21 protein-coding genes are annotated in these 26,343 nt (G+C 71.8%); 9 read left to right on the forward strand and 12 right to left on the reverse strand.

Annotated elements, in window-relative coordinates:
* Positions 1–262 precede the first annotated feature (262 nt).
* Entirely contained in the window at positions 263–2,023 is a 1,761-nt protein-coding gene (locus tag ASF20_RS13825; protein ID WP_056274963.1) for a methanol/ethanol family PQQ-dependent dehydrogenase, read from the forward strand.
* Positions 2,024–2,188: 165 nt separating this feature from the next.
* Here ASF20_RS13825 and ASF20_RS13830 read toward each other — a convergent pair whose 3' ends face one another.
* Together ASF20_RS13830 and ASF20_RS13835 are read right to left on the reverse strand one after the other, a co-directional pair.
* Complete coding sequence (locus ASF20_RS13830) at positions 2,189–2,764, reverse strand: hypothetical protein (RefSeq protein WP_056274965.1); 576 nt, start codon at positions 2,762–2,764, stop codon at positions 2,189–2,191.
* Between the two features lie 126 nt (positions 2,765–2,890).
* On the reverse strand, positions 2,891–3,997 hold the full coding sequence (locus ASF20_RS13835) for a replication protein RepA (RefSeq protein WP_056274967.1): 1,107 nt from the start codon (positions 3,995–3,997) through the stop codon (positions 2,891–2,893).
* Positions 3,998–4,649: 652 nt separating this feature from the next.
* Between ASF20_RS13835 and mazG the strand changes: the two genes are divergently transcribed.
* Positions 4,650–5,459: a nucleoside triphosphate pyrophosphohydrolase gene (gene mazG / locus ASF20_RS13840; protein ID WP_274534755.1), complete on the forward strand. Its 810-nt coding sequence runs from the start codon at positions 4,650–4,652 to the stop codon at positions 5,457–5,459.
* A gap of 35 nt (positions 5,460–5,494) precedes the next feature.
* Here mazG and ASF20_RS13845 read toward each other — a convergent pair whose 3' ends face one another.
* From ASF20_RS13845 to pabB, 4 genes are read right to left on the reverse strand one after another with little or no spacing between them, the layout of a single operon-like run.
* Complete coding sequence (locus ASF20_RS13845) at positions 5,495–5,896, reverse strand: DoxX family protein (RefSeq protein ID WP_056274969.1); 402 nt, start codon at positions 5,894–5,896, stop codon at positions 5,495–5,497.
* A 13-nt stretch (positions 5,897–5,909) separates the two neighbouring features.
* Positions 5,910–6,743 (reverse strand): aminotransferase class IV, encoded by an 834-nt coding sequence (locus ASF20_RS13850; protein WP_056274971.1) that lies wholly within the window; start codon positions 6,741–6,743, stop codon positions 5,910–5,912.
* A complete protein-coding gene (locus ASF20_RS13855) occupies positions 6,730–7,350 on the reverse strand; it encodes an aminodeoxychorismate/anthranilate synthase component II (protein ID WP_056274973.1) in 621 nt (206 codons plus the stop codon). Before ASF20_RS13855 ends, ASF20_RS13850 begins: the two co-directional genes overlap by 14 nt.
* Positions 7,347–8,741 carry an aminodeoxychorismate synthase component I gene (pabB, locus tag ASF20_RS13860; protein WP_056274975.1) on the reverse strand — a complete coding sequence of 465 codons (1,395 nt, stop codon included), beginning with the start codon at positions 8,739–8,741 and terminating at the stop codon, positions 7,347–7,349. Before pabB ends, ASF20_RS13855 begins: the two co-directional genes overlap by 4 nt.
* 271 nt (positions 8,742–9,012) lie before the next feature.
* Between pabB and rimO the strand changes: the two genes are divergently transcribed.
* Positions 9,013–10,356, forward strand: a complete 1,344-nt coding sequence (gene rimO, locus ASF20_RS13865) for a 30S ribosomal protein S12 methylthiotransferase RimO (protein WP_056221965.1) — start codon at positions 9,013–9,015, stop codon at positions 10,354–10,356.
* Between the two features lie 341 nt (positions 10,357–10,697).
* Here the strand turns inward: rimO and pncA are convergent, their stop codons facing one another.
* Together pncA and ASF20_RS13875 are read right to left on the reverse strand one after the other, a co-directional pair.
* Entirely contained in the window at positions 10,698–11,330 is a 633-nt protein-coding gene (gene pncA / locus ASF20_RS13870) for a bifunctional nicotinamidase/pyrazinamidase (RefSeq protein ID WP_056274976.1), read from the reverse strand.
* A gap of 28 nt (positions 11,331–11,358) precedes the next feature.
* Complete coding sequence (locus tag ASF20_RS13875) at positions 11,359–12,333, reverse strand: quinone oxidoreductase (RefSeq protein WP_056274978.1); 975 nt, start codon at positions 12,331–12,333, stop codon at positions 11,359–11,361.
* Between the two features lie 320 nt (positions 12,334–12,653).
* Between ASF20_RS13875 and ASF20_RS13880 the strand changes: the two genes are divergently transcribed.
* Positions 12,654–12,878 (forward strand): hypothetical protein, encoded by a 225-nt coding sequence (locus tag ASF20_RS13880; protein ID WP_056221957.1) that lies wholly within the window; start codon positions 12,654–12,656, stop codon positions 12,876–12,878.
* A gap of 48 nt (positions 12,879–12,926) precedes the next feature.
* Here ASF20_RS13880 and ASF20_RS13885 read toward each other — a convergent pair whose 3' ends face one another.
* Positions 12,927–14,318 carry a GntP family permease gene (locus ASF20_RS13885; RefSeq protein ID WP_056274980.1) on the reverse strand — a complete coding sequence of 464 codons (1,392 nt, stop codon included), beginning with the start codon at positions 14,316–14,318 and terminating at the stop codon, positions 12,927–12,929.
* A 189-nt stretch (positions 14,319–14,507) separates the two neighbouring features.
* Between ASF20_RS13885 and ASF20_RS13890 the strand changes: the two genes are divergently transcribed.
* Entirely contained in the window at positions 14,508–15,734 is a 1,227-nt protein-coding gene (locus ASF20_RS13890; RefSeq protein ID WP_056274983.1) for an FAD-dependent monooxygenase, read from the forward strand.
* On the opposite strand, the gene ASF20_RS13895 is transcribed toward ASF20_RS13890, so the two are convergent.
* Positions 15,735–17,024: a patatin-like phospholipase family protein gene (locus ASF20_RS13895; protein WP_056274985.1), complete on the reverse strand. Its 1,290-nt coding sequence runs from the start codon at positions 17,022–17,024 to the stop codon at positions 15,735–15,737.
* 207 nt (positions 17,025–17,231) lie between these two features.
* On the opposite strand from ASF20_RS13895, the gene ASF20_RS13900 reads away from it, so the two are divergent.
* Together ASF20_RS13900 and hspQ are read left to right on the forward strand one after the other, a co-directional pair.
* Positions 17,232–18,284: a CoA ester lyase gene (locus tag ASF20_RS13900; RefSeq protein ID WP_056221945.1), complete on the forward strand. Its 1,053-nt coding sequence runs from the start codon at positions 17,232–17,234 to the stop codon at positions 18,282–18,284.
* 107 nt (positions 18,285–18,391) lie between these two features.
* Entirely contained in the window at positions 18,392–18,718 is a 327-nt protein-coding gene (gene hspQ / locus ASF20_RS13905) for a heat shock protein HspQ (protein ID WP_244472571.1), read from the forward strand.
* Between the two features lie 124 nt (positions 18,719–18,842).
* Here hspQ and ASF20_RS13910 read toward each other — a convergent pair whose 3' ends face one another.
* Positions 18,843–19,637: an invasion associated locus B family protein gene (locus ASF20_RS13910; RefSeq protein WP_056221942.1), complete on the reverse strand. Its 795-nt coding sequence runs from the start codon at positions 19,635–19,637 to the stop codon at positions 18,843–18,845.
* 459 nt (positions 19,638–20,096) lie between these two features.
* Between ASF20_RS13910 and ASF20_RS13915 the strand changes: the two genes are divergently transcribed.
* Both ASF20_RS13915 and ASF20_RS13920 read left to right on the forward strand, forming a co-directional pair.
* Positions 20,097–21,497: a class I adenylate-forming enzyme family protein gene (locus ASF20_RS13915; RefSeq protein WP_244476435.1), complete on the forward strand. Its 1,401-nt coding sequence runs from the start codon at positions 20,097–20,099 to the stop codon at positions 21,495–21,497.
* Positions 21,498–21,803: 306 nt separating this feature from the next.
* Positions 21,804–22,148 (forward strand): hypothetical protein, encoded by a 345-nt coding sequence (locus ASF20_RS13920; protein ID WP_056222214.1) that lies wholly within the window; start codon positions 21,804–21,806, stop codon positions 22,146–22,148.
* A gap of 84 nt (positions 22,149–22,232) precedes the next feature.
* Here the strand turns inward: ASF20_RS13920 and mfd are convergent, their stop codons facing one another.
* The gene (gene mfd, locus ASF20_RS13925) at positions 22,233–25,826 is read right to left on the reverse strand and encodes a transcription-repair coupling factor (RefSeq protein WP_056221939.1); all 3,594 of its coding nucleotides are present in this window, start codon (positions 25,824–25,826) and stop codon (positions 22,233–22,235) included.
* Positions 25,827–26,343: the final 517 nt, after the last annotated feature.

Genomic DNA, 26,343 nt, shown 5'->3' on the forward strand with positions numbered 1-26,343 from the left:
TCCCGAACCGGTTCGGCTATTGCCGGCCGATGTACCGCCCCTACGGCGACTATCGCCCGCGGCCGTTCTACGGCCCCCGTCCCTTCTACGGACCGCGCTACGGCGACTACCGCCCGCGCCCGCCCTTCGGGCCCTACTTCTAGGATCGGGTCTCTCCGGGAGGGATCGGGCGGCCGCGCACCGCCCGGTCCCTTCGCTTCGGCGCCCGGCTGTGGCACGGGGAGGGGAAGCGACCGTCTCCGCACCCGCAACCGGGAGTCCCATGCGCGCCATCCCCCTGCTCGCCCTGCTGGCGAGCGTCCTCCCGGGTCCCGCCGCGGCCCAGACGGTGCTGCCCACGGTCGACGCGGCCAACACCCGCTATTCGGATCTCGACCGGATCACCGCCGCCAATGTCGGCCGGCTCCGGGTGGCCTGGACCTACTCCACCGGGATCCTGCGCGGCCACGAGGGTGCGCCCCTGGTGGTCGACGGGGTGATGTACGTCCACACCCCCTTCCCCAACACCGTCACGGCCCTCGATCTCGACCACGACGGCCGCATCCTCTGGCGCTACGAACCGAAGCAGGACCCGGCCGTGATGGCCCTCCTGTGCTGCGACACGGTCCACCGGGGCCTCGCCTACGCGGATGGCGCGCTCTTCCTGCAGCAGGCCGACACCACCCTGGTCTCCCTCGACGCGAAGACCGGACGGGTGAACTGGTCGGTCCGCAACGGCGACCCGGCCCGGGGCGAGACCAACACCGCCGCCGTGCTGCCGGTGAAGGGCAAGGTTTTGGTGGGCCTCTCGGGCGGCGAGTTCGGGGTCCAGTGCCACGTCACCGCCTACGACGCGAAGACCGGCGGCCGGCTCTGGCGCGCCACCGCCACGGGCACCGACGAACAGATGCGGGTCGACCCCGCGCGCACGACGTCGCTCGGCAAGCCCATCGGCCGGGATTCCTCCCTGAAGACCTGGGAGGGCGACCAGTGGAAGACCGGCGGCGGCTGCGCCTGGGGCTGGTTCGCCTACGACGCAGCCCTCGACCTCGTCTATTACGGCACCGGCAATCCCTCGACCTGGAACCCGGCGCAGCGCCCCGGCGACAACCGCTGGGCGGCATCGATCGTGGCCCGCGACCCCGACACCGGCATCGCCCGCTGGCTCTACCAGATGACGCCCCACGACCAGTGGGACTACGACGGCGTGAACGAGATGATCCTGACCGATGCGGCGGTCGGCGGCGTCCCCCGCCCGCTCCTCACCCATTTCGACCGCAACGGCTTCGGCTACACCCTGGACCGCGCCACCGGCGAACTCCTGGTGGCGCAGAAGTTCGACCGCTCCGTGAACTGGGCGACCCATGTGGACCTCGACCGGGCCTCGCCGGGCTACGGGCGCCCGGTGCTCGACCCGCGCCATGCGCCGGAATCCTCGGGCGAGGACGAGACCACCACGGGCATCTGCCCCGGCGCCATCGGGGCCAAGAACCAGCAGCCGGCGGCCTACTCGCCCCGGACCCGGCTGTTCTACGTGCCGACCAACCACATCTGCATGGATTACGAGCCGTTCCGGGTCTCCTACACCCCCGGCCTGCCCTATGTCGGCGCCACCGTGAGCCTGCACCCGGCACCCGACGATCCCCGCACCGGAACCCTGACCGCCTGGGACGGGGTCGCGGGGGCGATCCGCTGGACGATTCCCGAGCCGTTCTCGGTCTGGTCCGGCGTGCTCGCCACCGCCGGGGACGTGGTGTTCTACGGGACCCTCGAGGGCTATCTCAAAGCCGTCGACGCGCGGGACGGCCACGAGCTCTACCGCTTCAAGACGCCCTCGGGCATCGTCGGCAACGTCACCACCTACCTGCACGAGGGCCGGCAATACGTCGCCGTGCTCTCCGGCGTCGGCGGCTGGGCCGGGATCGGCCTCGCGGCCGGCCTCACCGACCCGAACGACGGCGCCGGCGCGGTCGGCGGCTACGCCGCGCTGGCGCGCTACACCGCGCTCGGCGGCCAGCTCACCGTGTTCGCCCTGCCCGAATGACCCTCTGCTGTGGCGCGTGATCGCATGGGCGGAGCGTCGCGCCGAAGCCCGCTCGCAGCCCCCTGATCCCGGGGCCGCGCAGCGGAACCGGGGATCAGGGGGCCGGATGTCAACGCCGCCGTCTCGGGACGGAACGCTTCCGGCGCGCCGGACCGGCGGCGCGGGTCAGCCCAGATCGTCATCCTCCTCGGACGGGGCGTAGACCGCCTCGCCGAGGCGCTTCAGCGGGCCGCCCGGTCCCGAGCGCTTCCACAGGCGGGTGTTGAGGGCCGCCACGGGATCGTGGCCGGGAAGCGCGAAGCCGAGGGCGGTGAGGCCCTGCCAGATCTCGCCGGCATGGAGGGGCCGGCCGGCCTCGTGCAGCAGGTTCACGGCCGCCGCGACGAGCGCGCGCCCGTGCCGGCGCGCGGCCACGAGATCCTCGCCGGCGCGCGCAGGCTCGGCCTGTCCGGGACCCGAGATCTGCCCTGGCACGACGCCGTGTCCTGAGACGAAATCCAGTCCTGGCACGAAGACCGGCTCCGGAAGCGAGGCCGGCTCCGCCGCGGGCGGGCGGGCGGGCGCGTCCCAGGCGCCGGGCGGGGAAGTCTCCGCCTCGGCGGCCGGCGCCGGGCCGATCGGCCGCAGGCGGCGGCCGAGCTCGAGGTAGAGCTGGTGGTCGGCGATGGCCCGGTCGAGCTCGTCGCGGCGACGCCGCAAATCCCGCAGGGCCGCTTCCGCCTCGGCTTCGGACAGGAACATCGAATCCTCTTGGAATATTCCACGGGCGACGAAGCGACCCAGAATTCCAAACCTTATTCCTTATCTGCGAAAGGGGAACAAGCCGTATTCCTTCCTTTATTCCATTCCATTAAGGGAACATGTGGCTCAGCCCGACGCGGCGGCCTTGCGCGGCAGCTTGGCCCCGCGCGGCGGGATCAGCAGGGCGCTCGGGTCGGCGGGCTGGAGCAGCATGCCGCCGTCGTCGAGGCGGATCGGCAGTTTCGGGAAGACCTCCTGCAGGTGGGCGAGATCCGCCTTGAAGGCCTGGCGGAAGCTGCGGATGCTGGCGTTGTCGGCGCCGAACTGCTTGTGCAGGTTGTCCCAGGTAAGGCGCAGGGGCCGTTGCAGGGCGCGCAGGCGGTATCCGACCCAGAACAGCAGGTCGAGCTTGCGGGCCGAGCCCGAGAAGGCCCGGGCCGCCCGGATGTCCACCGGCAGGGCGTGCTGGATCAGGTTGTCGTAGAAATCCTGGTGGAACTGGACGCTCTTCTGCCAGACCACCCCGTCGGCTCCCTGGGGCAGCCACAGGTCGAGCTGGCGGAAGGGCGGCACGTTGAGGGTGCTGGCGCTGCCCGCCCCGTCCCAGAGACCGATCTGCAGGGTGCAGGCGGCGAGCCGCGCGAGCTGCTCCTTGAACTGCCGGATGGTGCCGCGCTCGCCGCCGGTGACGGCGAATCCCATCTCCTTCATGAAGCCCGACAGGCTGTCGGCCACCGCGATCGTCGGGCTGCGCTGGCGCACCGCCTCGGTGCAGAGGTGCAGCAGCACGAGGCGGGCCTTGGGACCGTAGGGCAGGCCCTGGAACTCCATCTCGCCGGTGGCGGGGTTCTTCAGCCGTCCGGCCAGCAGGCTGAGGGAGTTCCGCCCGTATTCGCGGAAGAATTCGCGCGCGTCGCCGGGGTCGCGATAGGGCAGGCCGCAGAGGGCCAGCACCGAGTGGATGTGCTGCAGGTTCTCCGGGCCCGTGGGCTCGGTCTCGATGACTTCGCGGATGGCGTCCCGGCGTCGCTGGTCGCGGCCCATGGCCTGGCGCCGGCCGGCCACGGCGCCGCGGGCGGCGGCCTCCGCGTCCCGGGCCCGCTGCCGATGCAGGATGGTCTCCGCGATGGTGGCGAATAGGAAGCTGCCCCGGGCCGCCTCCACCTCGGCGAGGAGGTCGGCGTCGCGGATGCCCGCCAATGTGTCCTCGATCCCCACGCGCCCCCGCCCCATGCTCCCGGCGGCGCCCCTCGGGCAGCCCGAGAAGACCCGCCCGGGGATCGACATCCCCGGACCCCGCCGCGGGGCGACCATGCCCGATTCCCCGCCGCGGAGTCTCGCCGGCCCAGGCCGAAGACCGGCGTCATCCCGGCTATCCACCGGCCGGGACGGGGAAAACCGACGCCGGTGGACGGGCCGGATCCGGCCGGCGCGCGCCGACGCAGAGTTCGATACGGGGCCGGATTCGGCACAATCCCCAGAGTTCACCGCTGCGACCGCCGATCCACGCCGAACCCGATACGCAGGCACGCAGAATCCCATGCGCCGGCCGGGTTCGGACACGCAGAGTTCGATGCGGGCCCGCGCAGAGTTCGATACGGACTTGCGCAGAGTTCGATGCGCGAACACCCGCCAAACCCCTGCAGCAGAACGGCTTTCGACGCCCCCATATAACTCTCAGAAATGACTCTCTGAGAATCCCTTACTGATACCTTTCCTAAGGGCGCGGGAACCGTTCGGAAGAACGAACACCCCCCCGGCCAAGGCTTTTTGTGGGAATTTTCCAGAGGAAGCCACTGCTTCTCCCACCTCCATCCCCAGCCTCACGGGTTGGCCCTCGATCCGCTAAGGGAAGCGGATCGAGGCATGACGCGGAGGCGGTGGAGTGAGGATCGAGGATCTGCTGGCGCTGATGGCGCAGCTGCGCGACCCGGAGACCGGCTGCGCCTGGGACGTGGCGCAGGATTTCTCCAGCATCGCCCCCTACACGGTGGAGGAAGCCTACGAGGTCGCCGACGCCATCGCGCGCGGCGACACCGACGACCTGCGCGACGAGCTCGGCGACCTGCTGCTCCAGGTGGTGTTCCACGCGCGCATCGCCGAGGAGGCCGGGCTGTTCGCGTTCCCGGACGTGGTCCGGGCGGTGATGGAGAAGATGGTCCGGCGCCACCCACATGTGTTCGCGCCGGACGGAACCCTGCTGCCGACGGGCTCGCCCCGGCGCGATCCCGCGGCGGTGGCGCGGCAATGGGAGGCGATCAAGGCGGAGGAACGCCGGGCCAAGCCGCCGCGGGAGACCGGCCCGCTCGCCGGCATTCCGCTGCCCCTCCCCGCCCTGACCCGCGCCCACAAGCTCTCCGCCAAGGCCGCGACCTACGGCTTCGACTGGACCGATCCAGCCCAGGTGGTGCTGAAGGTGCGCGAGGAGATCGACGAGGTCGCGGACGCCATGGCCCACGGCACCCGGGCGGCGGTGGCGGAGGAACTCGGCGACCTCCTGTTCTCGGTGGCCAACCTCGCCCGCCACCTTGGGATCGATCCGGAATATTCCTTACGAGAAGGGAATATGAAGTTCGAGCGCCGCTTCACCGCGATGGCGGCGACCCTCGTCGCGGAGGGGCGCGACCTAGCCGACAGCGATCTTGACGCGATGGAGGCGGCCTGGGCGGCGGTCAAGGTCGCGGAGAAGGGCTGACGCCGTGGGCACCGCCGAAGGGTGGGCCCTGGGGCTCAGGCCGGGCGCCGGCCGAACGGCCAGTCGACGACCCCGCCGGCATAGAGGGCCCACCAGACGAAGAACGGCTGAAACGCCAGCCGGGGGCCGTGGTACCACCAGCTGTCGGGCAGGCCCGGCACGACGATGCCCTCCAGGGCGTGCTTGAGGTTGGCCGGGAAGACGCAGACCGCGTAGAGGGCGAGCCCGATCCCGGCCCAGCGCCGGGTCGGGCCCCAGGCGAGGCCGAGCACCCCGGCGAGCTCGCACAGGCCTGTGACGATCACGGTGAGGCGGGGCTCCGGCACCCAGCCCGGCATGATCGGCAGGAAGGCGTCGGGGGCGGCCAGGTGCACGATCCCGATGAAGCCGTAGGCCGCCATCAGGGGCAGGCGCCACCAGAAGCGCGGCGTCCTCATGGATCGGGCGCCCTCATGGCGCGAAGGCGTCGCGCAGGTCGGCGATGAGGGCCGCCACTATGGGGTGGTCGGCGCTCGCGAAGGCGGTCTCGCCGATCGCCGTCACGGGGGCGAGGCCCCGCAGGGAATTGGTGACGAACACCGCGTCGGCGCGCAGGAGCGCCTCGAGGCCGACGCTGCGTTCGGCGGCGGGCAGGCCGAGGCGCGAAGCGCATCCCGACAGAACCTCGCCGCGCAGGATGCCCGGCAGGACGCCGTCCGACAGGGGCGGGGTGACGAGGGTGGCGTCGACCACCGCGAACAGGTTGGCCGTGCCTGCGCAGGCGACGTGCCCGCGCGTGTTGCGGAACAGGGCCTCGTCGAAGCCGGCTGCCCGGGCCGCGCCGGCGGCCAGCACCGCGTCGAGGTAACCCAGCGTCTTCAGGCTCGCGGCCGGCGAGGTCTCGTTGCGGCGGATCTCCGTGGGGTGGAGGGTCAGGGGCGCGAAGGCCAGGGCGTCGCCCACCGGGGCGGCGCTCGCCCACAGCACCGGCCGGGGCGCGGCCGGGGGGCCGAGCCCGCGCGGGCCGGAGCCCCGGGTCACGGTGGTGCGGATCGCCGCCAGGGGATGCACCCGGCCCGCCGCTTCGGCGAGCTCCCGCATCGCTTCGGCAATGCGCTCCGGCGCCACGGGAAAGCCCAGCGTCGCGGTGGCGGCCGCCAGGCGGTCCACGTGCGCGGCCTCGAACAGGATGCGGCCCTGGCGGGCGAGGGCCGTGTCGAACACCCCGTCCCCGAGGGTCAGGCCCCGGTCGCCGAGGTCGAAGGGCACCGGCCCCTCGGTGAGGCCGCCGTCAAACCACAGCATCGGTCTGGGCCGGCAGGGCGTGGTCGGCGCGCCAGTCGCGGGCCAGTCGCAGGAAATTGGCGAAGATGGCGTGCCCGTTCTCGGTGAGCACCGATTCCGGGTGGAACTGCACGCCCCAGGTCGGGTGGGTCCGGTGCGACAGGGCCATCACCTCCCCTTCCGTCGAGACCGCATCGATGCTGAGCCGGTCGGCCATGCCGGCCTCCGGCGCCACGATCAGCGAGTGGTAGCGCCCGACCTGCATCGGGTCGGGCAGGCCGGCGAAGAGCCCAGCCCCATCGTGCCGGATCGGCGTCGCCTGCCCGTGCAGGGGGCGCCCGGCGCGCGCCACCCGGCCGCCGAAGGCCGCCCCGATGGCCTGGTGGCCGAGGCAGACGCCGAGCAGCGGCACCGCCCCGGAGAGCGCCCGGATGGCGGGCAGCGAGATGCCGGCCTCCGCCGGGGTGCAGGGGCCGGGCGAGATCACGATCGCTTCGGGCGCCAGGGCGCGGATGCCGGCGACGTCGAGGGCGTCGTTGCGCACCACCCGGACGGTCTCGCCCAGTTCCTCGAAGTAGCGCACCACGTTGAAGACGAAGCTGTCGTAGTTGTCGATGACGAGGATCACGGCGCCCTCCCCGCCTCAGGTTCGAAGGCCTGGAACACCCGCGCGGCCTTGGTCAGGGTCTCCTCGTATTCCGGGCCCGGCTCGGACAGCAGGGTGATGCCGCCGCCGGCCTGGAGCACGGCCGTGCGGTCGTTCATGAACACCGTCCGGATGGCGATGGCGGTGTCGAGGTCGCCGGTGAAGCCGAGGGCGCCGATGGCGCCGCAATAGAGTTCGCGCGCGTCGCTCTCGATCTCCGTGATGATGTCCATGGCGCGCAGCTTCGGTGCGCCGGTGATCGAGCCGCCCGGGAAGGTGGCGGCGATCAGGTCGAGGGCGTCCATGTCGGCTTTCAGGGTTCCGGTGACCACCGACACGAGATGGTGGACCGAGGCGTAGGATTCGAGGCCGCACAGCACCGGCACCCGCACGCTGTGGGGCTCGCAGATGCGCGAGAGGTCGTTGCGCAGGAGGTCGACGATCATGATGTTCTCGGCCCGCTCCTTGGCGTTGGCCTGCAGCGCCTCGCCCAGGCGCGCGTCGGCGGCCGCATCGGCCACGCGCCGCACCGTGCCCTTGATCGGCCGGGTCTCGATCGCCCGCCCGCTGAGCTTGAGGAAGCGCTCGGGGCTGCTGGAGGCGACCCGCAGGTCCTCGAAGTCGAGATAGGCGCCGAAGGTCGCCGGGTTGGTGGCGCGCAGGCGCCGATAGAGGGCGAACGGATCGAAGCCTTCCGGCAGGTCGGCTTCGAAGCGCTGGGCGATGTTGGCCTGGTAGATGTCGCCGGCGCGGATGTAGTCGCGCACCCGCTCCACGGCCGCCTCGTAGCCGGCGCGGGTGAAGTTCGAGCGCCAGGCCAGCGGCCCCTGCGCCGCCGGCTCGGGGCTCGGATGCGCGCCTTCCAGCAGGCGGGTGAACTGCGTCAGCCGGGCCCGGGCGCGGGCCTCGCGCGCGGCGGGGTCGGTCTCGGGAAAGCCCGTGGCGAGAAGGCGGCAGCGCCCGGTCGCGTGGTCGAGGCTCAGCACCGTGTCGTAGAGGTTGAAGGCGATGTCGTCGCAGAGGCCCGCCCGCCGGGCCGGGGGCGCCACCCGCTCCAGGGCGGCGCCGAAATCGTAGGCGACGTAGCCGATCGCGCCGCCCGCGAAGGCCGGGCCATCGGGGTCCCGCGCCGTGCGGTAGGGGGCGAGGCAGGCGCGCAGCGCCTCCAGGCCGGAGCCCGGGACGGGACGCCCATCCAGGGTGGCCTGGCCATTGCGAAACCGGAAGCGCCCGAACGGGTCCGCCGCCAGGGTCGAGGTCCGCCCCAGGGTGTCGTGGTGCATGGCGCTGTCGAGGAAGGCGAGCCCCGGCAGGGCGGCCAGGGCCTCGGCCGCCGCGACGGGCTCGACGAACGGGATGTCAGCAATCCACATGACGACTCGAAGGTTTTGGGGCGGCGACGGACCGACGATCCCGGTGTGCCGAAGCATTGGGGGCCGACGCATCCGTCGTGGCCTGCGGTATCATGCACAGGTGGCATGCGCGATGCCGTGGCAAAAGCGCGATCCGCGCATGGCTCGGACCCGCCCGGCTCGCTTGGGCGCGCGAATCCCGTTATAGGGCTGTCAACCTCTTTGTCCCGCCCTCCCCCGAGTCCACGGCCGATCCGGTTCTTCCGCAGCCGGTCCGGCCCGACGAGCATCCATGACCGCATCCCCCCTGCCGCCGGCCCCCGCCAAGGCGGCGCCGAAAATCTCCTTCGTCTCCCTCGGCTGCCCCAAGGCGCTGGTGGATTCCGAGCGCATCCTCACGCACCTGCGGGCGGAGGGCTACGAGCTCGCCCGGCGGCATGACGGCGCGGACGTCGTCATCGTCAACACCTGCGGCTTCCTCGATTCGGCCAAGGCCGAGTCGCTCTCGGCCATCGGCGAGGCCATGGCGGAGAACGGCCGCGTCATCGTGACCGGCTGCATGGGCGCCCAGCCCGACGAGATCCGCGAGAAGTATCCGAACCTGCTCGCGGTCACCGGGCCGCAGGCCTACGAATCGGTGGTGGCGGCGGTGCACGCGGCGGTGCCTCCGGCCCACGACCCGTTCCTCGACCTCGTGCCGCCGCAGGGGGTGAAGCTCACCCCGCGCCACTACGCCTACCTGAAGATTTCCGAGGGCTGCAACAACCGCTGCACCTTCTGCATCATCCCCTCCCTGCGCGGCGATCTCGTCAGCCGGCCGGCCGGCGAGGTGCTGCGCGAGGCCGAGAAGCTGGTGAAGGCCGGCGTCAAGGAACTGCTGGTGGTCTCGCAGGACACCTCCGCCTACGGGGTCGACATCCGCTACGCGGAGAGCCCCTGGCGCGACCGCGCGGTACGGGCGAAGTTCTACGACCTCGCCGCCGAACTCGGCGAACTGGGGGCCTGGGTGCGGATGCACTACGTCTACCCCTACCCGCACGTGGACGAGGTCATTCCGCTGATGGCCGAGGGCAAGATCCTGCCCTACCTCGACATGCCGCTCCAGCACGCGAGCCCGTCCGTGCTCAAGCGCATGCGCCGGCCCGGCAACCAGGAGCGCCAGCTCGAGCGCATCCGGCGCTGGCGCGAGATCTGCCCCGATCTCGCCATCCGCTCGACCTTCATCGTCGGCTTCCCCGGCGAGACCGAGGCCGAGTTCGAGGAGCTGCTGACCTGGATTCGCGAAGCCAAGCTCGAGCGCGTCGGCTGCTTCGAGTTCGAGCCGGTGGCCGGCGCCGTGGCCAACGGCCTCGGCGACCTCGTCCCGCCGGAGGTCAAGGCCGAGCGCAAGCGCCGCTTCATGGAGGCGCAGCAGGCCGTTTCCGCCCGCCTGCAGAAGGCCCGCATCGGCAAGCGCCTGCCCGTCATCATCGACGCGGCCGACGGCACCGTCGCCAAGGGCCGCTCGAAATACGACGCCCCCGAGATCGACGGGAACGTCCACGTCACGGCGCGCCGGCCCCTGCGGGTGGGCGACATCGTCACCGTGAAGATCGAGCGCGCGGACGCCTACGATCTCTACGGGAGCGCGGTGTAGGATTATGCACCCCTCCCCCCACCTTGTGGGGAGGCGGTGGGGTGGTTGAGTGCCCCCACGAGGGCAGGTCCATCGCAGAGGGTGGCGCGCCGTCATTCCGGGGCGCCGCACGAGCCCGGACCCGAAGGGGCGCGCACGCAAGTCCGGAGCGGCTGACGGTGCGGGGCCTTGCATCACCTGTGTTTCAGGATCCCGGGCTCCGCTGCGCGGCCCCGGGATGACGGGGGCTGCGAGAGCGTTTCCGAAGAGCCGATCGGCATCTGCGATCGCCCTGTCCTAAGGGGGAGCGGAACGCGCCTTGTCCGGACAGGGCAGTGCTGCCGGGAGAAGGCCTCGGAGGCCTACCCGCCTCCGATCGCCCCGCTCGTGATCCGCCCGACCCCGGCCGCCGCCATCTCGGTCCAGGCCTGCGCCAGCGAGCCGTCCCGGTCGATGCCCCGCACGGCGTCCGCGACCACCAGGGCCTCGAAGCCGGCCGCCCGCGCGTCGCGGGCGCTCCAGGCTACGCAGTAATCCGTGGCGAGGCCGCACAGGACCACCCGGGTGAAGCCGCGCTCACGCAGGTAGCCGGCCAGCCCCGTGGGCGTGCGGCGGTCCGCCTCCAGGAAGGCCGAATAGCTGTCGACCCCCGGGTGGTGGCCCTTGCGGATCACCAGTTCGGCGCGGTCCGCTGCGAGGCCGGGGGCGAGGGCGGCCCCGGCGCTGCCCTGCACGCAATGCTCCGGCCACAGCACCTGCGGGCCATAGGCGAGCGGCACGGTGTCGAAGGGCGCCCGGCCGGGATGGCTCGTCGCGAAGGAGACGTGCCCCGGCGGGTGCCAGTCCTGCGTCAGCACCGCGTGCGGGAACAGGCCGAGGAGGCGGTTCGCCGGCGCGACCACGGCGTCGCCGTCCGGCACGGCGAGGGCCCCTCCGGGCAGGAAGTCCACCTGCACGTCGATGACGAGGAGGACGTCCCGGGCTCCCGGGATCACGCGATCCTCCGATCCCGGGACGACCGGATCACGGGATCATCACCGTGGCGCCGGTGGTCTTGCGGGCGGCGAGATCCCGGTGGACCTGCTGCGCGTCGGCGAGCCGGGCCGTGCTGTGGACCGGGATCTTCACCGCGCCGCTCGCCACCACCGAGAACAGGTTCTTGGCCATGGCGTCGAGGGTCTCCCGCTTGCTCGCATGGGCGAAGAGCGAGGGGCGGGTGGCGTAGAGCGAGCCCTTCTGGCCCAGCAGCGCCAGGCTGAAATCGTCCACCGGGCCGGAGGCCGAGCCGAAGCTGACGAACAGGCCCAGCGGGCTGATGCAGTCGAGGGAGGCCGGGAAGGTGTCCTTGCCGACGCCGTCATAGACCACCGGCACGCCCTTGCCGCCCGTAATCTCCCGGACGCGGGCCGAAAAATCCTCGTCGCGATAGAGGATGACGTGGTCGCAGCCGTTGGCGCGGGCGAGCTCCGCCTTCTCCGCCGAGCCGACGGTGCCGATCACCGTGGCGCCGAGGTGCTTGGCCCATTGGCAGGCGATGAGGCCGACGCCCCCGGCGGCGGCGTGGAACAGGATGGTGTCGCCCGGCTTCACCGCGTAGGTCCGGTGCAGCAGGTACTCGGCGGTGAGGCCCTTCAGCATCATCGCGGCGGCGGTCTTGTCGTCGATGTCGTCGGCGAGGTGCACGGCGGCGCTCGCCTCGATCACCGCCTCCTCCGCATAGGTGCTCGCGGCCGAGCCGTAGGCGACCCGCTCGCCGGGCCGGAAGCCGGTGACGCCTTCGCCGAGCGCCACGATCACGCCGGCGCCCTCCTTGCCGGGGGTGAAGGGCAGCTGCGGCGCCTTGTAGGCGCCCGAGCGGAAGTAGATGTCGATGAAGTTGACGCCGATGGCGGTCTGCCGGACGTGGATCTGGCCGGGGCCCGGGGCCGGCAGCGTCACGTCCTCGTAGCGCATCACCTCGGGGCCGCCGTACGCGTGAACCTGGATCGCCTTCGGCATCGTGTCGTTCCTCAGTGTGGGTCTTCGGTGTAGGTCTGGGGCGGGACGGGTGCGGGGCCACCGGCCGCGATGATCTGCGCCATAGACGGTCCCGGTATGCCGGCAATGGTGCAGGTTCTCATCCCGCTCCCGCCAGTCCATGTGCGCTGGCGCACCGGATCGGACTCCCGCAGCTCTCCGATTGCGTCCACGGCGGCCGCGTGATTAACGCAGGTTAACCGGCCCCCGTCCCGCGAGCCGTTCCCGGCTCCGGCGCCGGGATGCGGCCGTCCCGGTCCCGCCGGGAGGGCGCGGCACGACCATGACGATGGATCGGCTGAATGGATGAGATCGTGTGGATACGTCCTGCCGGGTACGACCCCGCCGTCCAGCCGGGCACGATCCTGCGCCCGGAGGCGGGACTGCCGGAATTCCAGGTGCTGGCCCGCCGGCCCGTAGTGATGATGTTCCATGCCGGTCCGGCCTGGGACATCCGGCCCTTCACGCAGCTCACCCTACGGCTCGTCGAACCGGAGGAACCGCCGCTCCGCGCCGGATCCGGTTGATCCCTTCGGCACGGACGAATCCGGGCTTCGCCCAGGCACGGCGCCAGCTCACACGATGCCGGTGAGGTAGTAGACCCCGATCACCAGGAACACCGCCCCGGTCTTCAGGAGCGTGATGGCGAAGACGTCGGCATAGGCCTGCCGGTGGGTCAGGCCCGTCACCGACAGCAGGGTGATGACCGCGCCGTTGTGGGGCAGGGTGTCCATGCCGCCGCTCGCCATGGCGGCGACCCGGTGCAGCACCTCCATGGGGATGTGGGCGGCCTGCGCGGCCGCGATGAAGGTGGAGGACATGGCCGCCAGCGCGATGCTCATGCCGCCCGACGCCGAGCCGGTGATGCCGGCCAGCGCCGTCACCGTCACGGCCTCGTTGACCAGGGGGTTCGGGATCGCCGAGAGGGCGTCGCGGATGACGAGGAAGCCCGGAAGGGCCGCGATGACCGCGCCGAAGCCGTATTCGGAGGCGGTGTTCATCGCCGCCAGCAGCGAGCCCGCCACCGCCGCGCGGCTGCCCTCCGCGAAGCCCTGCGAGACCGGGCGCCAGGCGAAGACCAGCACCGTGAGGATGCCGGCGAGCAGCGCCAGCTCCACCGCCCAGATCGCGGTCACGGACGAGACCGCGGTGACGATGGGCTTGTCGAGGCCGGCGAGGGCCGTCTCGGCCTTCGCGCCGTAGAGGCGTGGGATCAGGGCCGTGAAGGCGAGGTTCGCCACCCCCACCACGATCAGCGGCAGGAGGGCGATGGCTGGATGCGCGCGGGACGCCGCGTCCATCACCTGCGGTTCGTTGCTGTGGCCGGTGCCGTAGCCCTCGCCCCGGCGCCTGGCCGCGGCGATGCGCCGGTCGAGATAGCCGACGCCGACCCCCAGGATGAAGGCCGCGCCGATCAGCCCGAGCCAGGGGGCGGCCCAGGTGTTGGTGCCGAAGAAGGTGGTGGGAATGATGTTCTGGATCTGCGGCGTGCCGGGCAGCGCGTCCATCGTGTAGGAGAAGGCCCCGAGCGCGATGGTGCCGGGGATCAGGCGCTTGGGGATGTCGCTGAGGCGGAACGCCTCCGCCGCGAAGGGATAGACCGCGAACACCACCACGAAGAGCGAGACGCCCCCGTAGGTGAGCAGGTTGCACACCAGCACGATGGAGAGCACGGCCCGCCGGGCGCCCACGAGCGCGATCACGGCGGTCACGATGGAGCGGGAGAAGCCCGACATCTCGATGACCTTGCCGAACACCGCGCCGAGCAGGAACACCGGGAAGTACAGCTTCACGAAGCCGACCATCTTCTCCATGAACAGGCCGGAGAAGACCGGCAGCACCGCCGACGGATCGGTGAGGAGCACCGCCAGCAGGGCCGCCACCGGTGCGAACAGGATGACGGAAAAGCCCCGATAGGCGACGAGCATCAGGAAGCCGAGCGCCAGCAGCGCGATGAACAGGCTCATGATCGGGGTGGGCCTCCGGGTCGCCGAGTTTCGCGGCCTTGCGCCGGATGGTACAAGCCCCGCCCCTGCGGCACCATCGCGGCCTTGACCGGCGCGGTGACACGCCTCTGTAAGCGTCAGGTTCTTTCGGTCGGCCGGGCTCTTGCCGGCCGATGCACTGCCCGATGCCGTTCTGGAGACCGCGACGCCGTGGCGACACTTCCTGCGAAATCCGAGGCTCCCCCGTCCGAGACCTTCGCGGTCGCCGTGGTCGGGGCCGGCGCGGCGGGCCTGAGCCTCGCCCTGGCGCTCGCCCGCGACGGCGTCGCCACCGCCCTGGTCGGCCGGCACGCCCCCGTGGCCGACGGGCGCACGGTGGCGCTCCTTGATGGCTCGGTGCGCTTCCTCGACGCCCTCGGGGTCTGGGCGGCGATCGCGCCCCAGGCGAGTCCCCTGGCCGAGCTCCACATCGTCGACGACACCGGCAGCCTGTTCCGCCCGCCCCCGGCCCGCTTCGTCGCCACCGAGATCGGCCTCGACGCCTTCGGCTGGAACGTCGAGAGCGCCCGCCTCGTCGAGGGCCTGCGCGCCGAGGCCCGCTCGGCCGCCAACCTGACCCTGTTCGAGGAGGACGCCGCGGGCTTCACGGCCGGCGCGGACGCCGCCACGATCACGCTGGCCGGGGGCGCCACCCTGTCGGCCCGTCTCGTGGCCGGGGCGGACGGCGCCCGCTCGAAGCTGCGCGAGGCCGCCGGCATCGTGCCCCGCACCTGGTCCTATCCGCAGAGCGCCATCACGACGATCCTCGCCCACACGCGGCCCCACCGCGACGTCTCCACCGAGTTCCACACCCGGCAGGGGCCGTTCACCCTGGTGCCCCTGCCCGGTGGGCTCCGCTCCAGCCTCGTCTGGGTGATGGGCGAGAGCCCCGCCAAGCGCCTGGCGGCCTGCGACGATGCGGCCCTCGCCCGGGCGGTGGAGCGCCAGGCCCAGGCGATGCTGGGGGCGATGCGCGTCGACGGGCCGCGCGGCCTCGTGCCGATGCGGGGCCTGTCCGTGCCGAGCCCGGTCGCGGCCCGCCTCGCCCTGATCGGCGAGGCCGCCCACGTCTTCCCGCCCATCGGCGCACAGGGGCTCAACCTCGGCCTGCGCGACGCCGCGTCCTTGCGCGACGCGGTGATGCGGGCGGTGGCGGACGGGCGCGACCCGGGTTCGCGCGCGGCGCTGGCCGGCTTTGCCCGCGGGCGCGACCTCGACGCGCGCTTGCGGTCGACCGCGGTCGACGCGCTCAACCGCAGCCTGCTCGCCGACCTCCTGCCGGTGGACGCCCTGCGCGGCCTCGGCCTCCTCGCCATGACGACGATCGGCCCGTTGCGCCGCATCGTCATGCGCGAGGGCGTGCTGCCCCGCCTCGGCGCCCCGAGCCTGATGCGCTGATCAGCGCCCGGCCACGCTCCGGACCGGGCCGTCCTGAGCGGGACTCTCCCGGGCCACCCGCCGGTCGACCGAGCCGGTGGCGATCTCCGCCGCCGGGTCCGCCGTACCGTCCTGGAAGGCGGTGCCGGACTTGCCCAGGGCGACGCCGTGGGCGAACAGGGCCTTCATATACCCCTGGTCGAACGGCGCAGTGGAGGTCTTCCCGAAGCGCCCGTCGATCTGGGCGACCTGAAGGTCGAGGCCGGTGCGCCGGGCGAAGCCCTGGCTGAGGGCGAGCGCGGCGCGGGTCTGTGCCTTGATCGCCGCCGACATCGAGCGGCCGAGCACGCTCAGGGTCGTGCGCGACGCCATCTGGAAGTCGGGCGCCAGACTGTTGTTGACGACGAGGTAGACCTGAGGCGTCGGCAAGGGCGCCGGATCCTTCGCCAGGAGCATCGCTTCCGGGGCGAGATAGTACGGCGCGGTGGTACCGCCGTCGTCGTGCATCTCCTGGAAATGCTTGCCGTCGCCCGCCACAGCGTCGATCATCACCGGGGGAAACACTCCGGGCACGGCCGAGGAGGCCAGGATCACCGAGCGGAACAGCGCCAGCGCCTTCGGGCCCCCGGTCTGCGCGATGGCCCCCATGTCCCACAGGACCGGCCGCTCGCCATCCACTGCCGTGGTCGCCACCAGGAGCCGGCGGCCCTTGGCGTGCTCCGCGGCCACCGCCTTGAGAAGGGCCGGGGTCACCGCCCGGTCGATCCGGCGCTTGAGGGGCCAGGTATCGGTGAGGGCCTCGTTCGTGCCGCCGAACTCGAACACGTCCGCGGCGGAGATCTCGGTGTAGTTCTGGCGCAGGGCCGCGTCGCCGGCGGTGCCGATGAAGGCGAAGGGCGCGATCATCGCGCCGGTGCTGACGCCCGTGATGATGCCGAAATCCGGCCGCGTGCCGGCCTCGCTCCAGCCGTTGAGCAGGCCGGCCGCGTAGGCGCCGTTCTCACCCCCGCCCGAGAGCACGAGCCAGGGCCGGTTGGCGGCCGAGGCTCCATCGAGAAGGGTGCGGAAGGCGGCGGCATCGTCGCCGGGAATGCGCAGCCCCGCCGCCAGTCCGTCGGGCCACGCCGTCGCGGCCTCGGCGGCCGTGAAGGCCACGCGCCCGGATTGCGTCGCGGACTGGACCTGCTTCTCGGCGGCCGGCTTGGCGCGCTCGGCGGCGAACGTGGTCTGCGGAAGGCCGAGACCGATCAGGGCTGCTCCAAGCAGCACCGGATGGCGGAAGCCAGTCCGCCGGGTCGATGATCCGGACATGGGTCCGTCCTTCGTCGTCCGTGAGGTGCCCCCTCGATCGTGAGAACGTGAGCCGGAGACGGGCGTTCCGCCGCGCGCACCGCGATGGCGGCATGGCAAACGGCTTGCGTGCGCCCGCGCACCTTTACGGCGGGGCCGGCCTTGCCCTAACCGCTGGTTCGGGACGCCGATCTCACACAAAGAAACTCCCGGGAGCCAGAACCACCCATGAAACTGCCACGCCGCTTCTTCCAGCCGCTCGCCACCGGCGCACCGGCCCCCTTCCGCGAGCTTCCCGTCAAGCTGGAGCGGATGATCCACTTCGTGCCGCCCCACAACGAGAAGGTCCGGGCCCGCGTGCCGGAGCTCGCCGCCACCGTCGACGTGGTGCTGGGCAACCTCGAGGACGCTGTGCCGATCGACCAGAAGGAGGCGGCCCGCAAGGGCTTCGTGGCCATGGCCCGGGCCACCGACTTCGCCGCGTCCGGCACCGGCCTCTGGACCCGCATCAATGCCCTGAACTCGCCCTGGATCCTCGACGACCTGTTCGAGATCGTCGCCGAAGTCGGCGACAAGCTCGACGTCGTGATGGTGCCCAAGGTCGAGGGGCCGTGGGACATCCACTACATCGACCAGCTGCTGGCCCAGCTCGAGGCCCGGCACGGCGTGACCAAGCCGATCCTCGTCCACGCCATCCTCGAGACCGCCGAGGGGGTCGCCAACGTCGATGCCATCGCCGCCGCCTCGCCCCGCATGCACGGCATGAGCCTCGGACCCGCCGACCTCGCGGCCTCCCGCGGCATGAAGACCACCCGCGTCGGCGGCGGCCATCCGGATTACCGGGTCATCGCCGACCCGACGAGCGACGGCGCCGCCCGGGCCTCCGCCCAGCAGGACCTCTGGCACTACACCATCGCCAAGATGGTGGATGCCTGCATGGCCAACGGTCTCAAGGCCTTCTACGGCCCCTTCGGCGACTTCTCCGACGGCGAGGCCTGCGAGGCCCAGTTCCGCAACGCCTTCCTGATGGGGTGCGCCGGGGCCTGGACCCTGCACCCGAATCAGGTCGCCATCGCCAAGCGGGTCTTCGCCCCCGATCCGGCGGAGGTCGCCTTCGCGGTGCGGATCGTCGAGGCGATGCCCGACGGCACCGGCGCGGTGATGCTCGACGGCAAGATGCAGGACGACGCCACCTGGAAGCAGGCCAAGGTCATCGTCGATCTCGCCAAGCTCGTGGCCGAGAAGGATCCGGAACTCGCCAAGACCTACGGTCTCGCCTGAGGGTTTTTCCCCTCCCCTTCGTCATCGGCGGAGCACCGCCGATGACAAGTGGCCCGGAGCCGCTTATTTTCTATCGCATGACCGATACGATCACTGCCGATTCCGTGATGAGAACCGCCAAGTTCGGCCTCGGTGCCGTCGTGCGCCACCGCATCTATCCCTTCCGCGGCATCGTCTTCGACATCGACCCGGTGTTCGACAACACCGAGGAATGGTGGCTGGCGATTCCCGAGGAGGTCCGGCCACGCAAGGACCAGCCGTTCTACCACCTGCTCGCCGAGAATGCGGAGAGCGAATACGTCGCCTACGTGTCCGAGCAGAACCTCGTGACCGACACCTCCGGGGAGGCCCTCCGGCATACCGGCATCGCCGAGGTGTTCGAGCGCGGCGCCGACGGCAGCTACCGGATGCGCGGGGCAGCCCACGCCAACTGAGACCCCGCCGGCGCGGTCGGCGCCGGGAGACAGGCCCGTGAAACGCAACGAGGCCGGGCATCGCGCCCGGCCTCGTTGCGTTCAGGAAGGCCGGCCGCGCGAGCGGCCGGCGGAGTCGCGATCCTCAGGGCTTCGGCGCGGCGGCCGGCGCACCGGCGGCCGGTGCAGCGCCGGCGGCGTTCTGCTGCTCGAGCTTCTTGCGCATGTCCTCGCTGCGCTTCTCGAGTTCCGCCTGCAGCTTCTTCTGCTGCTCCTCCAGCACCTTCGGATCGATGGCCGGGCCGTCGAAGGCCTTGCCGAAGCCGGTGATCGGCACCGCGAAGGTGACCTCGCGCTGGGTCTGGTTCTGGACGCTGACGTTGAGGGTGGTGCCCTTCTTCATCGCGGCGACGAGCTCGGGGCCGACATTGCCGGCCTCGGCGAAGCAGCCGTTGGGGAAGCACACGGCGAACTTGCCGGCGGTGCCCTGCTGGCCGTCGATGGTGAAGCGGATGCCCGGCTGCAGCAGCAGGCCGAGGGGCAGCAGGTAGCGGATCACCCGCACTTCCTGCTTCTGGGCGGCGTTCTTCATCTCGTAGACGGCGACCGCGAGCACGGGCTGGCCCTGGTCGGAGACGAAGTCGCGGGTGGTGTAGCAGACGTCGGTGCCGCTGGCCTGGTCCTTGCCGCAGACCTTGGTCCATTCCGTCTGGGCCGGATCGGACTTCACGTTGACGATCTGCGGGCCCGTCTGGGCCGCCCCGGTGGGAGCGGCGGCCGGGGGCGCCGTCGGCGCGGGGGCGGTCGGGGCCGGCGCGGCCTTGCCCTTGGCTCCCTGCGCGAGAGCCGGTCCGGCAACCCCCGCCATTCCGGTAAGGCCCGCCAGGGCGAGGAACGCGGCGACGCGCAGCGGGCGCGCGGGACGGTTGGCGAAGAACATCAGCTCTGACCCCTTAAGATACGGCGTAACGGATTCGGCTCGCGGGATGCGCCTCGAAGCTGGGGCGCGGATTCGCATCGAACGGTTCGGACTTCAAGGGCGCTTCGGGCGTTCGGACGTCCGTTCGGCCCCTGCCCGGCGCATACATCGCACCAGGCCCGCCGGACGGGTACCCTTCGACCGAGATCGCTTCGAAGCCGACATCCCCCTGGGCCGAGATCATGACTGGACCGGGATCGCAGCGGTGCAGCGGATGAGAGCCTCCGCCACCGCGCGGCAACCCGCGGACCGCGCCCTCGACGGCGCAGTCCCGTCCCGACGACAGGGCGGCCTGCTTTCCCCCCGAATGCGGCGAAGACATGACACCACGGCCGTGGCCGGGGGGCTGCGGCGGCTCCGGGGTTAAGGCGAACTTAACCCTAAGCCTTCATGAACGAAGGGTCGCGGGAGTCAGCGTACGTGCCGGCGCAGCAAGCAGCCCAGTTCCAAGCCTCCCATCTCCTGGACTCGGTCCGGGCGGGAATCCCCCTGTCCCAGGCCAGCCGCCGCATGGCCGGCGGGTCCGCACCCGGGCCCGGCCGTCCGGCCCTGGTGGGGTCCGGGGCCACGCCGGGGAGCCCTGCGGGCGCGGGGCCCGACAGCGCGCGGGTTCCGCCCCGGGCGCAGCGTCTCTGTACCCTTCTGGCGGGGACGGCCCATGCCCATCCCCATCGCGTCGCCTTCGTCGATCCGCCGCACAAGCCCCTCTGGAGCGGGCGGCCCGCCATCACCTGGACCTACGGGGCGGCGGCCGAGATCGTGGCCCGCCTCGCCAACGGCCTGCGCAGCTGGCGCCTGGCCCCCGGCAGCCGCATCGGCCTCGCCCTCCCGGGCAGCTCCGAGAGCTTCCTCGCCTACCTGGCCGTGGAGGCCGCCGGCCACATCCCCTGCCTGCTGCCGCTGAGCCTCGACGAGGAGGGCCTCCTCGCCGCCGTGCAGCAGGCCGCGCTCCCGGCGGTCATCACCCAGACCCGGTTCGGCCCCCTCGCCCTGGCCGAGCGCCTGTGCCGGGTCGCGGTCCGGTATTTCGGGCTGCGCTACCTCGCCGCCTTCGGCCCGGACGTTCCGGACGGCGTGATCAGCCTCGACGCCATGGCCCTCGACCAGGCGGGCGGCCCCTTCGCCCCCGGGCCCGGCGGCCTCATCAGCTTCACCGCGGGCGATCCCGCGCATCCGGTCCACCGCAGCGGCGACGCCCTGCTGGCGGCCATCGCCGTGTACCTCGTCACCGCCCGGGTCCAGCCCGGGGACCGCATCCTCAGCCTGGTGCCGCAGAGCGACCTGCGCGGCCTCGTGACCGGCCTCGGGGCGGCCCTCGTGGCGGGCGCCGGCCTCGAGACGCTGCCGGTGTTCGAGGCCCGCAGCTTCGCCGACGCCCTCGACCGGCCGCTGCCGACCCGCCTCGTCGTGCCGGCGGCGCTGGAGCGAAACCTCGCCGCCAGCCGCCTACCGCGGACGCTGGAGGCCATCGTCCTCGCGCATCGCGCCCCGGGGCGCCTCGGTCCGCGCACCCTCGCCTCCGAGGCCCATCGCCCGATCATCGACGTGGTCGCCTTCGACGAGACCGCCCTCCTGGCCGGTGCCCGGGAGGCCAACGACGTCGCCCTGGCGCTGACCCATCCCGAGCGCGCCCACCTGTTCTCGACCCTCATGGCCCTGCGGCGGGACCCGGACGGGCGCCTCGCCTTCCGGGGCCGGGCCTGCCACGCCGAACCGCTGCAGCGCGATATCGCGATCCCCGAGACGGTCGATGCCTGGGCGCCCTCGCCCTTCGCCGCGGGCATCGAGGACGACCGCACCCTCGCCATCCGGCGGGCCTGAACCGCCCGCCGTCCGGGCTGCCAGCCGGGGGACCGCGGCGCCCTCCGGCGATCGGCCGCGGCGCCCGCCGCCGATCCGCGATTGCGGTGCCGAAAGCCGGTTTGCCGATTCGCCGGAACGGGTTGGGCGAAGGCCGTGCGCTCCGTCGCCACCGAATGATGCGCCGCATCGAATCGGTTCATCCGCCGCTCAGGGATCGGGCGGCACGGTCACGTCCGAAACGTGGCCGGCGAACCAACCGCCCCCATGTGTGTTGTCACACGGGTCTCTTTCCAAGGGACGAAGGATGGGCTAGCACTGATGCTCATGGGTGCGCTGCAACAAGTTCTCGTGGTCGACGACGGCCACCGTGCGATCGATCATTCGCTCGCCGCCGAGCTCGCGGAGCTCGGCTACGCCAGCGTCACCGCCTCCCTCGAGGCGGCGCATGACGTGCTCGCGGTCATCGCGCGCCCGGCCGCCATCCTGCTCCAGGCCTCGTCCCGGCGCGATCCGGCCTATGCCCAGCTCTCCGAGCGCCTGCGCGAGCAGATGCGCCAGGCCGGCATCCCGGTGATCGTCGTCGACGAGACGATGGGCCGCCGGTCCGGCACCTGCATCGACCTGCAGAGCCAGATCGGCCCCTACGTGCTGAACCAGCCGGACCTCTGAGAGACTGGTCGAAGAGACCGTCCCACCCTCTTCTGTTCCATGCGAAAAGGGCGTGCCGGCGGCGCGCCCTTTTCGCATTCCGGCTCAGGCCGCCTTCTTGCGGCGGGCGATGGTCGACAGGCTGCGCAGGATCGTGGTCGTCACCTTGAGGCGCTCCGGGATCGTGTCGAGCTCGCGGATGAAGACGATGCTCATGTCCGGCCGCACCTTGGCGAAGGAGGCCTGCTCGGCGACGTAGGCCACGAGCCCCTGCGGGTTGGCGAAGGCCTTGTCGCGGAAGTGGACGACGACGCCCTTCGGGCCGGCCTCGACCTTCTCCACGTTGGTGTCGCGGCACAGGATCTTGATGGTGACGATCTTGAGGAGCTGCTCCACCTCCGGCGGCAGGGGTCCGAAGCGGTCGATCAGCTCGGCGCCGAAGCTCTCCATCTCGGCGTCGTTCTCCAGGGTCGAGAGCCGGCGGTAGAGCCCGAGGCGGACGGTGAGGTCCTCCACGTAGTCCTCCGGGATCGTGACCGGCGCGCCGAGCGCGATGGTGGGCGACCAGGCCTCCTCCACCGGCTCGTCGATGCCGGCCTTGAGCGCGGTGACGGCGTCCTCCAGCATCTGCTGGTAGAGCTCGTAGCCCACCTCCTTGATGTGGCCCGACTGGGCGTCGCCGAGGAGGTTACCGGCGCCGCGGATGTCGAGGTCGTGGCTCGCGAGCTGGAAGCCCGCGCCCAGGGTGTCGAGGGTCTGGAGCACCTTCAGGCGCTTCTCCGCCTGGACCGTGAGGGTGCGGTTGGCCGGGGTGGTGAACAGCGCGTAGGCCCGGGCCTTGGCGCGTCCGACGCGGCCGCGCAGCTGGTAGAGCTGGGCGAGGCCGAACATGTCGGCCCGGTGCACGATCAGGGTGTTGGCGGTGGGGATGTCGAGGCCGGATTCGACGATGGTGGTCGACAGCAGCACGTCGAACTTGCCCTCGTAGAAGGCCGTCATCACGTCCTCGAGCTGGCCCGCCGCCATCTGGCCGTGGGCCACCGCCACCGTGGTCTCGGGCATCTCCTGGTCGAGGAAGCGCTTGACCTCGGCCAGATCCTCGATGCGCGGCACCACGTAGAACGACTGGCCGCCGCGGTAGCGCTCGCGCAGCAGGGCCTCGCGGATCAGGAGCGGATCGAACGGGGTCACGAAGGTGCGCACCGCCAGGCGGTCCACCGGCGGCGTCGCGATGATCGAGAGCTCGCGCACCCCCGTCATGGCGAGCTGCAGGGTGCGGGGGATGGGCGTCGCCGACAGGGTGAGCACGTGCACGTCGGCCTGGAGCGCCTTGAGGCGCTCCTTGTGGGCCACGCCGAAATGCTGCTCCTCGTCGACGATGATGAGGCCGAGATCCTTGAAGGCCACGGCCTTGGCCAGCAGCGCGTGGGTGCCGACGACAATGTCGACGGTGCCGGCGGCGAGCCCGTCGCGCACCCGCTTCATCTCCGTGTTGGAGACGAAGCGCGACATCTGGGCGACCTCCACGGGCAGGCCCTTGAAGCGCTCGCTGAACGTCCGGTAGTGCTGGCGCGCCAGCAGCGTGGTGGGCACCACCACCGCCACCTGCTTGCCCCCCATGGCCCCCGCGAAGGCGGCGCGGAGCGCCACCTCGGTCTTGCCGAAGCCGACGTCGCCGCAGACGAGGCGGTCCATCGGCCGGCCCGCATTGAGGTCGGTGAGCACCGCGTCGATGGCGTTGGCCTGGTCCTCGGTCTCGTCGAAGGCGAAGCGGGCGGCGAACTCGTCGGTGAGCCCCTCCGGCGCGTGCAGGCGCGGGGCCTGCCGCACGAAGCGCTCGGCCGCGACCCGGATGAGCTGGCCGGCCATCTCCAGGATGCGCTTCTTCATCTTGGCCTTGCGGGCCTGCCAGGCGCCGCCGCCGAGACGGTCGAGGGCGATCTCGGCATCCTCCGAGCCGTAGCGCGTCAGGAGCTCGATGTTCTCCACCGGCAGCAGCAGCAGGCCGCCGGCATACTGGATCTCCAGGCAATCGTGCGGCGCCCCCGCGGCCGTCACGGTCTTGAGGCCGACGAAGCGGCCGATGCCGTGGTCGGCATGGACCACGAGGTCGCCGGGCTGGAGGGCCTGCACCTCCAGGATGATGTCCTGCGGGCGCTTGGCCTTGCGCTTCTGGCGCACCAGCCGGTCGCCGAGGATGTCGCCCTCCGAGATCACCGCGAGGCGGTCGACGACGAAGCCGGAGTCCAGGCCCCAGACCGCGACGGCGACGTCGGTGCCGCGCTTCAGGGCGTTCACCGCCGCGAGGGTGTTGATGGCCACGGGCTTCTTCAGGCCGTGGTCGGCCAGCACCGAGCAGAGCCGGTCGCGCGAGCCGTCGGACCAGGAGCCCAGGATGACGTGATGCCCGGACCCTTGCAGGTCCTTCACGTGGGCGACGGCCGCGTCGAACACGCTGGCGGCCTCCTCGGCGCGCTCGGCCGCGAAGGTGCGGCCCTGGCGGCCCTCGCAGTCGATGGTCGCCCGGTCCGGGCTCTCCGGCATCGAGAAGGGCGAGAGCCGGGCGATCGCCGCCGCCGCGACCCGGTCGCGCCACTCGTTGGGGGTGAGGTAGAGGGCGGAGGGCTTCAGGGGCTTGTAGGGCGCGACCCCGGGGGACGGCGCCTTCATCGCCTCGGCGCGGGCGTCGTAATAGTCGCGGATCAGGGTGAGGCGCTCGTGCGCCGCCTCGTCCACCTGGGCGTCGAACACCATCGGCACGCCGGCCACGTAGTCGAACAGCGTGTCGAGGTGGTCGTAGAACAGCGGCATCCAGTGCTCGAGGCCGGCATAGCGCCGGCCCTCGCTGATGGTCTCGTAGAGCCGGTCGTCGCGGGTGGCGGCCCCGAAATTCGAGAGGTAGCCCTGGCGGAAGCGCCGGATCGTCTCGGTGGTGAGCTGCACCTCGCTCATCGGCACGAGGTCGAGGGAGCGCAGCTGCCCGACGGTGCGCTGGGTCTCGGGGTCGAAGGCGCGGATCGATTCCAGGGTGTCGCCGAAGAAGTCGAGGCGGATCGGGTTGGGCAGACCCGGCGGCGACAGGTCGAGGATGCCGCCGCGCACCGCGTACTCGCCGGTGTCCCGCACGGTGCCCGTGCGCAGGAACCCGTTGGCCTCGACCCAGGCCGTCACCGTGTCCATCGGCACCACGTTGCCGATGGCGGCCGAGAACGTCTCGACCGCGATCTTCTCTCGGGGCGGCACCCGCTGAATCAAAGCGTTGACGGTGGTGCAGAGGATGCGGGGCTGTTCCTCCGAGGAGCGCGAGCGGGCGAGGCGCGACAGGGCCGTCATGCGCTGGGCCGCGATGGCGCCGTTGGGCGAGACCCGGTCGTAGGGCTGGCAGTCCCAGGCTGGCACGCTCATCGCCTCGATCTCGGGGGCGACGAACTTCAGGGCGCTGACGAAGGCGGCCGAGCGCCCCGAATCGCGGGCGACATGCACCAGCACCGCCGGCCCCTCGACGTCCCGGCTGAGGGCCCGGGCGAGATCCGCCACGACCACCGCGTCGAACCCCTCCGGCACGTTGGCGAGCGTCGGGCTGTCGCCGCGCTTCAGCGCCTCCAGGGCGCGGGCCAGCGCCCCGGATTTCGGCAGGGCGAAGCGCGCCGTCTGGGGTCTTGCCGCGGGCGCGGGGGCTTTGGGTTGAGGTTTTGCCATCGGGTCGGGGTTCTGAACTCGTGCTGGGCCGGGCGGAAGCGCCTGTTCTTCCGTCCGCCATCCTGTCTCGGAAGGACCGCCTCGGCGGCCTCGAAAGGACGTTTCGTTCCCCCCCGGGGGCGGACCGGCGGGACGGACGCGCAAGGGGACGGGACCGTATGTATCCCTGAGCCCGGTCCTTACCAGACCCGCCCCCCGCCGTAACCGGCGTTAACCTACCCCGCCGCGTTGATCCAGCGCAGCGGCCGGCGGACCTCGACCGGCGGCGGGTTCCCCCTCCCCACGCGGCTTCACCCCCGCGCGCGGTTCCGCGCCGGAGGCATGGCCCAGATGTCAACGCGCGGACGGGGACGCGGGACGCCGCGGAACCCTGTGTTGCGCTTGGAATGTTGCCGGTTCCCCGGCGTCCCTCGGCTCCGGCGTCGCCGCCGGGGCCGTTGGCGTCGCGGTGTCTCCGACGGGGCTCGCGCTGGCGCTAAGTTCGGCGGGTTCTGGGGAGACCCCGCACGCTTCGGAG

This window comes from Methylobacterium sp. Leaf88 (genome assembly GCF_001422795.1).
Classification (GTDB): Bacteria; Pseudomonadota; Alphaproteobacteria; order Rhizobiales; family Beijerinckiaceae; genus Methylobacterium.